Genomic DNA, 9,321 nt, shown 5'->3' on the forward strand with positions numbered 1-9,321 from the left:
CCCTGGCGTTTGCTGGCGCCAGCTGGATAGCCCAGGCGTCAGACTTGACGGTGGCCTATCAAACAACGGTCGACCCTGCCAAGGTGGCGCAAGTCGATGGCGACTATGAGACGGCGACCAAAGCCAGCATCGACTGGCGCAAGTTCGACAACGGTGCCGATGTAATCACCGCCGTTGCCAGTGGGGATGTGCAGATCGGCTACCTGGGCTCCAGCCCATTGGCAGCCGCCGCAACCCGCAAGCTGCCGATCGAGACGTTTCTGATCGCCACGCAGATCGGGGCTGGCGAAGCCCTGGTGGTGCGCGACGCGATCAAGACCCCTCAGGATCTGGTGGGCAAGAAAGTCGCCGTACCCTTCGTGTCGACCGGGCACTACAGCCTGCTGGCAGCGCTCAAGCACTGGAACATCGATCCTGCCAAGGTGCAGATCCTGAACCTGGCACCGCCAGCGATCATTGCGGCATGGAAACGTGGCGACATCGACGCGACCTACGTGTGGGACCCTGCGCTGGGCGTGGCGAAGGAAAGTGGCAAGGTGCTGATCACCTCGGGCGAGTTGGCCAAGGTAGGGGCCCCCACCTTCGACGCCTGGATCGTGCGCAAAGACTTCGCCTCCAAGCACCCCAACGTGGTCAGGGCATTCGCGCAGGTCACCCTAGAGGCGTATGCAGACTACCGAAAGGATCCGCAAGCCTGGCTGGCGAACCAGGACAACGTCGCCAAGTTGGCCAAGCTGTCCGGCGCCAAGCCTTCGGACATCCCGGTGTTGCTGCAAGGCAACGTCTACCCGCTGGCCGCAGACCAGGCCAGCGCCCTGGGCACGCCTACTACCCAGGCCCTGACCGACACGGCCACGTTCCTCAAGCAACAAGGCAAGGTCGAGGCCGTACTGCCGGACTACAGCCCTTACGTCAGTGCCCAGTACCTCCCCCACTGAATTTGCAGACAACCACAGGAGCCTGACATGGCCTTGCTCGAACTGGAGCGCATCAGCGCACAGTACCCGGGTGCCGCGAGCCCGGTGCTGGCCAACATCACCCTGAGCCTAGGGCCGCGGCAATTGCTGGTGGCGCTCGGGCCCTCAGGCAGTGGCAAGACCTCGCTGCTGAACCTGGTCGCAGGATTCGTCAGCCCCAGCGCGGGACGCATCACGCTCGACGGCGTTCCTGTGCAGGGGCCAGGTGCCGAGCGTGGCGTGGTTTTTCAGGACGATGCCCTGCTGCCCTGGCAGAACGTGCTGGGCAATGTCGCCTTCGGCCTGGAACTAGCCGGTGTGCCACGCGCGGCACGTGAAGCCAAGGCACGCGAGATGCTTGCCCTGGTCGACCTTGCGGATTTCGCCGAGCGGCGCATATGGCAGCTTTCAGGCGGCCAGAAGCAGCGCGTGGGCCTGGCCCGTGCATTGGCAGCCGACCCTGGCGTACTGCTGATGGACGAACCGTTCGGTGCCCTGGATGCGTTCACCCGCGAGCACATGCAGACGCTGCTGCTGGATATCTGGCAGCGCACTGACAAACCCGTATTGCTGATCACTCATGACATTGAGGAGGCCGTGTTTCTCGCCACTGAACTGGTGTTGCTCGCACCCAACCCAGGGCGCATCGTCGAGCGGCTTGAGTTGGACTTCGGCCAGCGTTACGCCAACGGCGAGTCGGCGCGGGCGATCAAGTCCGACCCGCGCTTCATCGAGGCTCGCGAGCATGTGCTGGCCCGGGTCTTTTCCCACCGTCAATCCCAGGAGCGCGCATGAGCAGCCTTGATATGCCAGCGGCCAGTGAGCCCACTGTTCAATCAGCACCTGCCGCCCGCGGGGCTCGTCTGCTGCCCACCCGCTGGATCAGCGCATTGACCCTGGCCAGCCTGGTGTTGACCTGGTGGCTGGTCACGGCCGCCGGGTGGGTCGAGCCCCTGTTTCTGCCCTCACCTGCTGACATCATGGCCAAAGCCTGGGTCTTGCTTACCCAGGGCTACATGGACGCCAGCCTGTGGCAGCACCTTGGCGCCAGCCTCGGGCGTATCGGCACGGCATTGCTGGCTGCGGTGTTCACGGCCATTCCGGTGGGGATCGCGATTGGGTATAGCCGGGTGGCACGGGGCATTTTCGACCCGTTGATCGAGTTCTACCGGCCCATCCCCCCGCTCGCCTACTTGCCGCTGATCGTCATCTGGTGCGGGATCGGCGAGTTGTCGAAGGTGCTGCTGATCTACCTGGCGATCTTCGCGCCCATCGCCATCGCCACTGCCACGGGTGTGCGCACCACCGACCCTGCCAAGCTGCGCGCCGCGCAATCGCTGGGCGCGACCAGGGCCCAGCTGATTCGCCACGTGATTTTGCCCAGCGCGCTGCCCGACATTCTGACGGGCATTCGGATTGGCCTGGGCGTCGGTTGGTCGACGCTGGTGGCGGCCGAACTGATCGCCGCCACCAGCGGCCTTGGCTTCATGGTGCAGTCGGCCGCGCAGTTTCTGGTCACCGATGTGGTGGTGCTGGGCATCCTGCTGATCGCGCTGATCGCTTTCGCGCTGGAGATGAGCCTGCGCGCGCTGCAACGCCGCCTGGTGCCCTGGCACGGGCAAAGCCACTGACCCCTACCGCTCGTGCGCCCGCCAGGGCGCCTGCCTGAAGAGACCGACATGAGCCTGACCATCACCCCACTCAGCCCGGCGCTGGGCGCACAGATCAGCGGCGTGGACCTTGCCCGCGACATCAGCGACGAGGTGCGCGATGCCATCGAGCACGCGTTGCTTCGCCACCAGGTGCTGTTCTTCCGCGACCAGCCCATCGCCCCCGTCCAGCAGGCGCGTTTTGCCGCCCGCTTTGGCGACCTGCATATCCACCCCATCTACCCCAACGTACCCGGCACGCCCCAGGTGCTGGTGCTCGATACTGCGGTCACCGACGTCCGTGACAACGCCGTCTGGCACACCGACGTGACCTTCCTACCGACACCGGCCCTGGGCGCAGTGCTCAGTGCCAAGCAGTTGCCGGCCTATGGCGGCGATACCCTGTGGGCCAGTGGCATTGCAGCCTTCGAGGGATTGTCAGCGCCACTGCAGGCGATGCTGGTCGGGCTGACGGCGACCCACGACTTCACCAAGTCATTCCCGCTGGAGCGCTTTGGCACCACGCCACAGGAGCTGACGCGCTGGGAGCAGACCCGGCGCGAGAACCCGCCGCTGTCGCATCCGGTGGTGCGCACGCACCCGGTGAGTGGGCGCAAGGCACTGTTCGTCAACGAGGGGTTCACCACACGCATCAATGAGCTGAGCGAGCTGGAAAGCGAAGCGCTGCTCAAGCTGCTCTTCGCCCATGCCACCCGGCCGGAGTTCACGATCCGCTGGCGCTGGCAGGAAAACGACGTGGCGTTCTGGGACAACCGCGTCACCCAGCACTACGCGGTGGATGACTACCGGCCAAGCCGGCGGGTGATGCACAGGGCAACGATCCTGGGCGATGCGCCCTATTAACGAGAGGGATGGCCGATGCCCCAGCCCTGAAAGGTCGAACCTGGCGGTTCGCCTTTTCAGGGCTGGTCTGGCGCGGAGGGTCAGCGCACCAGGTGCAGGAACTGCATGTGCCGTTCGTACTGGTCGAGGATGTCGTTGATGATCTGCTCCTTGCTGTAGCCCACCAGGTCGTAATTCTGGCTGCCTTCGCTGAGGTAGACCTCCGCCCGGTAATAGCGGCGGTTCTTCAACTCATGGGCACCCAGGCCACCACGGGCGAACGAGGGCGTGAAGTAACCGCGCATCTGCACCTGGTAGATGAACGGCTGCTCATCGCCATGGCCGACTTTCAAGCTGACGTTGTCATGGCTCGGGTCGTCCTGGGTGATCAGCACCAGCCCTTTCTGCTCGAACACCTCACGCACATCGGCGATGGCCGGGCGCACCACATCGTCCATGAACCGGTACACCTCGTCCCGCGAAGGGAAATGCACGGCCTGGCTCAGGCGCTGGCGCCACCCCCCACGGCCTCGGCGCGACTGGGCGAAGGGAGCCAGCGAGTGCATCTGCGCGATCTGGCGCTGCGACTCCAGGTAGAAGGCCTTGTGCAGCCCCCACATCATGCACAACAGGATCAGCGAGAAGGGCAACGAGGTGAGCACCACCGCCGACTTCAGCGAATCGATGCTGCCGGCGAACAGCAAGGCACTGGTCACCAGCGCCGTCATGGCACCCCAGAAGATGCGCAGCCAGTTCGGGCCGTCCTCGTCGGCATCGCCGCCGGTGGCCGACAGCGTGGACAGCACCACGGTACCGGAGTCTGCCGACGTCACGAAGAACACGAAGCTGACGAACACCGTCATGGCGATCACCGCCTTGCTCCACGGGTAGGTCTCCAGCAGCAGGTACAGGCTCATCGACGGGTTGTCCAACGCGGCCTGGCCCAACGCGGTCATGCCGTGATTGATGACCTGGTCCAGTGCGCTGTTGCCGAAGATCGACATCCACGCCAGGGTGAAGCCAAGCGGAATCAGCAGCACACCGAAGACGAACTCGCGAATGGTCCGCCCACGGGAGATGCGCGCGATGAACAAGCCCACGAATGGCGCCCACGCGATCCACCAGGCCCAGTAGAACACCGTCCAGCCGCCCAGCCACTCACGGTTATCGCCATAGGCATAGACATCGAAGCTCTTGCGCGGCAAGGCGCCCAAATAGTCGCCCAGGTTCTGGATAAGGGTGTTGAACAGGTGCTGGGTGGGGCCTGCGAACAGCACGAAGAGCAAAAGCGCACAGGCCAGAAACAGGTTGATGTCGCTCATCACCCGTACGCCTTTTTCCACACCGGCTACTGCCACGGCCACCGCCGCGCCCATCATCAGCGTGATCAGCACCACCTGCACCCACTGGCTGTGGCTGATGCCGAACAGGTAATCCAGGCCGGCATTGAGGTGCAGCACACCAAAGCCCATGTCGGCCCCCAGGCCGAACACCGTGGCGATGATGCCGAAGCCGTCGACCGCATAGCCGATAGGCCCGTTGATGCGCTTGCCGATTAGCGGATAGAGCGCAGAGCGCAAGGCCAGGGGCAGATTGTGCCGGTAGGCGAAATAGGCCAGCGCCATGCCGACGAAGGCAAAGACGCCCCAACCATGCAGGCCCCAATGCAGGAACAGGATCTGCATTGCCTGCCGGCCCGCCTCAGCCGTGCCCCCTTCACCCTGGGGTGGTTGCAACATGTGGGTAAGCGGTTCGGATACGCAGAAGAAGAACAGCGTGATGCTGATCCCCGCAGCGAACAGCATGCCCGCCCACGACAGGTAGCTGAATTCGGGTTCGTCGTGGTCGGCACCGAGCTTGATCTTGCCGTAGCCCGATACGGCGGTGACCACCACGAAGACCAGGTACAGCGTCATTGCCAGCATGTAGTACCAGCCTACCGTGTTGGCAGCCCAGTTCTGCGCCGCCAGCAACCACTGGCCCGCACTTTGCGGATTGGTAATGACCACAAGGCCGAAGATAAGGATGAAACTTGCCGCGAAATAGAACACCGGGGGGTTCATGCGGATCTTGCCAGGGGCAAGCGAAGGGGTCGGTGCACTCATCGCGTGTGCACCTCGTCAAAGGACGTAAGACGCATAATTAACGGGTTCAGCAAAGGAATCCTCCTGATGAACACCGGCAGCGGACCAGCGTTTTTTTAATTGAACAAGCGTTCAAGTTAAACATGGTTTGAGCCTCATTGCGAATTGAAGCGCCGATTGGTAATGCCCTGGAAGCACCCTTTGGCCAGCCTGACTTGCCCTGGCGCTCCCCCGGCTGAAGGTGCATGTAACGGTCTGGTGCCTGCCCAAGGCACCGCCTAGGATCACTGTTTGTCCTGGCAATCGAGCTGCAGGTTGGCCTGGGTGATGTTGCTGTGCGGCGGTACGCTACGCGTCAACCACACGTTGCCACCGATGGTGGAACCCTGCCCGATGGTGATACGCCCCAACACGGTGGCGCCGGCATAGATCACCACGTCGTCCTCGACGATCGGGTGACGGGCCAGGCCCTTGTGCAACGTGCCGGACTCATCGCTCGGGAAGCGCTTGGCGCCAAGGGTCACCGCCTGATAAATCCGCACGCGCTCGCCGATGATCGCAGTTTCGCCGATGACCACGCCGGTACCGTGGTCGATGAAGAAGCTTGGGCCGATCTGAGCCCCGGGATGAATATCGATACCCGTCGCCGAATGCGCCAGCTCCGAGCTGATCCGTGCGAGCAGTGGCAGCCCGGCCGTATACAGGTGATGGGCCAGACGGTGGTGGATGATCGCCAGGATGCCGGGATAGCACAGCAACACCTCATCGACACTGCGTGCCGCCGGATCGCCGTGATAGGCCGCCAGCACGTCGGTATCGAGCAGCACACGCATGCCTGGCAGCGCCGCGGCAAAGCCCTGGATCAGCTTCAGGGCATGGGCATCGACACCCGCCAGGTCCTCCTTGCCTTGCCGGGCGGCGTAGCGCAGTTCCAGGCGTGCCTGCACCAACAACGCATTGAGCGCGGCGTCCAGGGTATGGCCGACATAAAAATCCTCGCTCTCTTCGCGCAGGTCCACCGGGCCGAGACGCATGGGGAACAACGCGCCGCAGAGCTGTTCGAGGATCTGTCGTACCGCTTCGCGCGAGGGCAGTTCCCGGCCACCTTGCTCGCCGCTGCTGCGGCCATTGCGGGTGCGCCATTGCTCACGGGCACCGCGCAAGCCGGCCACGATCCCCTGCAGTTGCCAGTGCCCGGAGGCGGGTTGTTCGCTCACGGTGTGTTCTCCTGCCTTTTAGGCTATCTGTTCTATTGTCGATGCCGTCATTCTACGGGCAAGCCCGTGGACCAGGCCCTCATCTCTACCTCTTTACACTGCATCGCAAGGCAAGGGCGATGACAGCCATGCCGGCCTCGCCTACCCTCAAGATCAATGGACAATTTCCAAACGCATAAATAGGCAAGGTGCGATAATTTTTGACTATTTCCTGCGTTGCGCATCCAACCCTATAGTCGCCATCATTTCATTCACAACACGCTCGGGGCTCAGACATGTCGAAGTTCGCCAAACCGCTACTCAATGCCAGCCTGGCCCTGTTGCTGGGCACGGGCCTGCTTGGCCAGGCCTTTGCCGGGGAAGAGTTAAAGACCATCCAGGAAAAAGGCGTGATCAGCGTCGGCCTAGAAGGCACCTACCCGCCGTTCAGCTTCCAGGATGAAAACGGCAAGCTGACCGGTTTCGAAGTCGAGCTGTCCGAATTGCTGGCCAAGGAACTGGGCGTGAAGGCCAAGATCCAGCCGACCAAATGGGACGGCATCCTGGCTGCGCTGGAATCCAAGCGGCTGGACATCGTCGTCAACCAGGTCACCATCTCCGAAGAGCGCAAGAAGAAATACGATTTCTCCGAACCCTACACCGTCTCGGGTATCCAGGCGCTGGTGCTGAAGAAGAAGGCTGACCAGCTCGGCATCAAGGGCGCTCAGGACCTGGCAGGCAAGAAAGTCGGTGTAGGCCTGGGTACCAACTACGAGCAATGGGTCAAGCAGGATGTGCCCAAGGCCGAAGTGCGGACCTATGAGGACGATCCCAGCAAGTTCGCAGACCTGCGCAACGGCCGCATCGATGCCATCCTGATCGACCGCCTGGCTGCGCTTGAATATGCGCAGAAAGCCAAGGACACACAATTGGCGGGCGATGCCTTCTCGCGACTGGAGAGCGGGGTTGCCATGCGCAAGGGCGAACCTGAACTGCTGGCCGCCATCAACACGGCCATCGACAAGCTCAAGGCGGACGGGACGCTGGCCAAGCTGTCCGAAAAGTACTTCGGTGCTGACGTCACCCGATGATCGCTGAAAGCCTGCAACTGGTCGCCGACTCCGCACCCTTCCTGCTCAAGGGTGCGGGTTACACCGTGCTGCTCAGCGTAGGGGGCATGTTTTTCGGATTGGTACTGGGCTTTGCCCTGGCGTTGATGCGTTTGTCCAAAGTGCTGCCGCTCAACTGGCTGGCACGGATATACGTATCGTTCTTCCGAGGCACGCCCCTGCTGGTGCAGCTGTTCGTCATCTACTTCGGCATGCCCCAGATCGGCATCGAGCTCGACCCGATCCCCGCCTCGCTGATCGGGCTGTCATTGAACATGGCCGCCTACATCTGCGAGATCCTGCGCGCCGCGATCTCTTCGATCGACCGTGGGCAGTGGGAAGCAGCGGCCAGCATCGGCATGACCCGCGTACAAGCCATGCGCCGGGCGATACTGCCCCAGGCGCTGCGCACCGCGTTGCCGCCGTTGGGCAACAGCTTCATCTCGCTGGTCAAGGACACCGCACTGGCCGCCACCATTCAGGTGCCGGAGCTGTTCCGTCAGGCCCAGCTGATCACAGCACGTACGTTCGAGGTGTTCACCATGTACGTGGCAGTGGCCGTGGTCTACTGGGTGCTGTGCAGCATACTGGCCTACTTCCAGAACCGCATGGAAGCGCGGGTCAACCAACATGACCAGGAGCACTGAGCATGATCGTAGTCAAAGGCCTGACCAAACGCTTCAAGGGCCAGACCGTGCTCGATGGCATTGATGTGACGGTGCAGCCGGGTGAAGTGGTAGCGATAATCGGCCCCAGCGGGTCGGGCAAGACCACCTTCCTGCGGTGCTTGAACCTGCTGGAAACGCCCGATGCCGGGCAAATCAAGATCGGCGCCATCAGCATCGACGCCAACCGCCCCCTCGGCCCGCAACACAGCGCCATACGTCGCCTGCGCCAACAGGCAGGCTTCGTGTTCCAGAACTTCAACCTGTTCCCCCACCGCACGGCCTTGGAGAACGTCATCGAAGGGCCGGTGATCGTCAAGAAAACACCGCACGACCAAGCGGTGGACCTTGGCCGGCGCCTATTGGCCAAGGTGGGCCTGGCAGGCAAGGAAGACGCCTACCCGCGTCGCCTGTCCGGGGGCCAGCAGCAACGGGTGGCCATTGCCCGTGCCCTGGCCATGGAACCGGAGGTGATTCTGTTCGATGAGCCCACCTCGGCCCTGGACCCGGAACTGGTAGGCGAGGTGCTGGCGACCATTCGCAGTCTGGCGGAAGAAAAACGCACCATGATCATCGTCACTCATGAAATGAGCTTCGCTCGCGACGTGGCCAACCGGGTCATCTTCTTCGACAAGGGTGTGATTGTGGAGCAAGGTGAGGCCAAGGCGTTGTTTGCGGCCCCGCAACAGGAGCGCACGCGGCAGTTTCTGCGCAAGTTTCTGGGCACGGCTGCTTCTGAGTAAGCCTGCAAAGGCAGCCCGTCCCGTAATAGCCCGAATGTCATGCCTTTCTCTTATACACATCCGACGCTGCCGACGA

Annotated in this window: 9 protein-coding genes; 7 read left to right on the forward strand and 2 right to left on the reverse strand. The window is 62.8% G+C overall.

Features of this window, described 5'->3' with window-relative positions:
• Positions 1–2: 2 nt before the first annotated feature.
• From tauA to tauD, 4 genes are read left to right on the forward strand one after another with little or no spacing between them, the layout of a single operon-like run.
• Complete coding sequence (gene tauA / locus ACK59L_RS21035) at positions 3–938, forward strand: taurine ABC transporter substrate-binding protein (protein WP_409275829.1); 936 nt, start codon at positions 3–5, stop codon at positions 936–938.
• A gap of 27 nt (positions 939–965) precedes the next feature.
• A complete protein-coding gene (gene tauB, locus ACK59L_RS21040) occupies positions 966–1,751 on the forward strand; it encodes a taurine ABC transporter ATP-binding subunit (protein ID WP_326383685.1) in 786 nt (261 codons plus the stop codon).
• A complete protein-coding gene (tauC, locus tag ACK59L_RS21045) occupies positions 1,748–2,587 on the forward strand; it encodes a taurine ABC transporter permease TauC (protein ID WP_167339047.1) in 840 nt (279 codons plus the stop codon). The genes tauB and tauC overlap by 4 nt, the downstream gene beginning before the upstream one ends.
• A 48-nt stretch (positions 2,588–2,635) precedes the next feature.
• Positions 2,636–3,469 (forward strand): taurine dioxygenase, encoded by an 834-nt coding sequence (gene tauD / locus ACK59L_RS21050; protein ID WP_409275832.1) that lies wholly within the window; start codon positions 2,636–2,638, stop codon positions 3,467–3,469.
• An 80-nt stretch (positions 3,470–3,549) separates the two neighbouring features.
• On the opposite strand, the gene betT is transcribed toward tauD, so the two are convergent.
• Both betT and epsC read right to left on the reverse strand, forming a co-directional pair.
• Positions 3,550–5,511 (reverse strand): choline transporter BetT, encoded by a 1,962-nt coding sequence (gene betT / locus ACK59L_RS21055; protein ID WP_167339081.1) that lies wholly within the window; start codon positions 5,509–5,511, stop codon positions 3,550–3,552.
• A gap of 305 nt (positions 5,512–5,816) precedes the next feature.
• The gene (gene epsC, locus ACK59L_RS21060; RefSeq protein ID WP_027914137.1) at positions 5,817–6,749 is read right to left on the reverse strand and encodes a serine O-acetyltransferase EpsC; all 933 of its coding nucleotides are present in this window, start codon (positions 6,747–6,749) and stop codon (positions 5,817–5,819) included.
• 275 nt (positions 6,750–7,024) lie between these two features.
• Here epsC and tcyJ point away from each other — a divergent pair, with 275 nt between their 5' ends.
• From tcyJ to tcyN, 3 genes are read left to right on the forward strand one after another with little or no spacing between them, the layout of a single operon-like run.
• Positions 7,025–7,819: a cystine ABC transporter substrate-binding protein gene (gene tcyJ, locus ACK59L_RS21065; protein ID WP_058604706.1), complete on the forward strand. Its 795-nt coding sequence runs from the start codon at positions 7,025–7,027 to the stop codon at positions 7,817–7,819.
• A complete protein-coding gene (tcyL, locus tag ACK59L_RS21070; RefSeq protein ID WP_023535780.1) occupies positions 7,816–8,484 on the forward strand; it encodes a cystine ABC transporter permease in 669 nt (222 codons plus the stop codon). The genes tcyJ and tcyL overlap by 4 nt, the downstream gene beginning before the upstream one ends.
• A 2-nt stretch (positions 8,485–8,486) precedes the next feature.
• Positions 8,487–9,245 carry an L-cystine ABC transporter ATP-binding protein TcyN gene (gene tcyN, locus ACK59L_RS21075; RefSeq protein ID WP_409275835.1) on the forward strand — a complete coding sequence of 253 codons (759 nt, stop codon included), beginning with the start codon at positions 8,487–8,489 and terminating at the stop codon, positions 9,243–9,245.
• The last annotated feature ends 76 nt before the right edge of the window (positions 9,246–9,321 follow it).

Origin of the sequence: Pseudomonas sp. KCJK9111 (assembly GCF_046231935.1) — a bacterium.
GTDB lineage: Bacteria > Pseudomonadota > Gammaproteobacteria > Pseudomonadales > Pseudomonadaceae > Aquipseudomonas > Aquipseudomonas parafulva_B.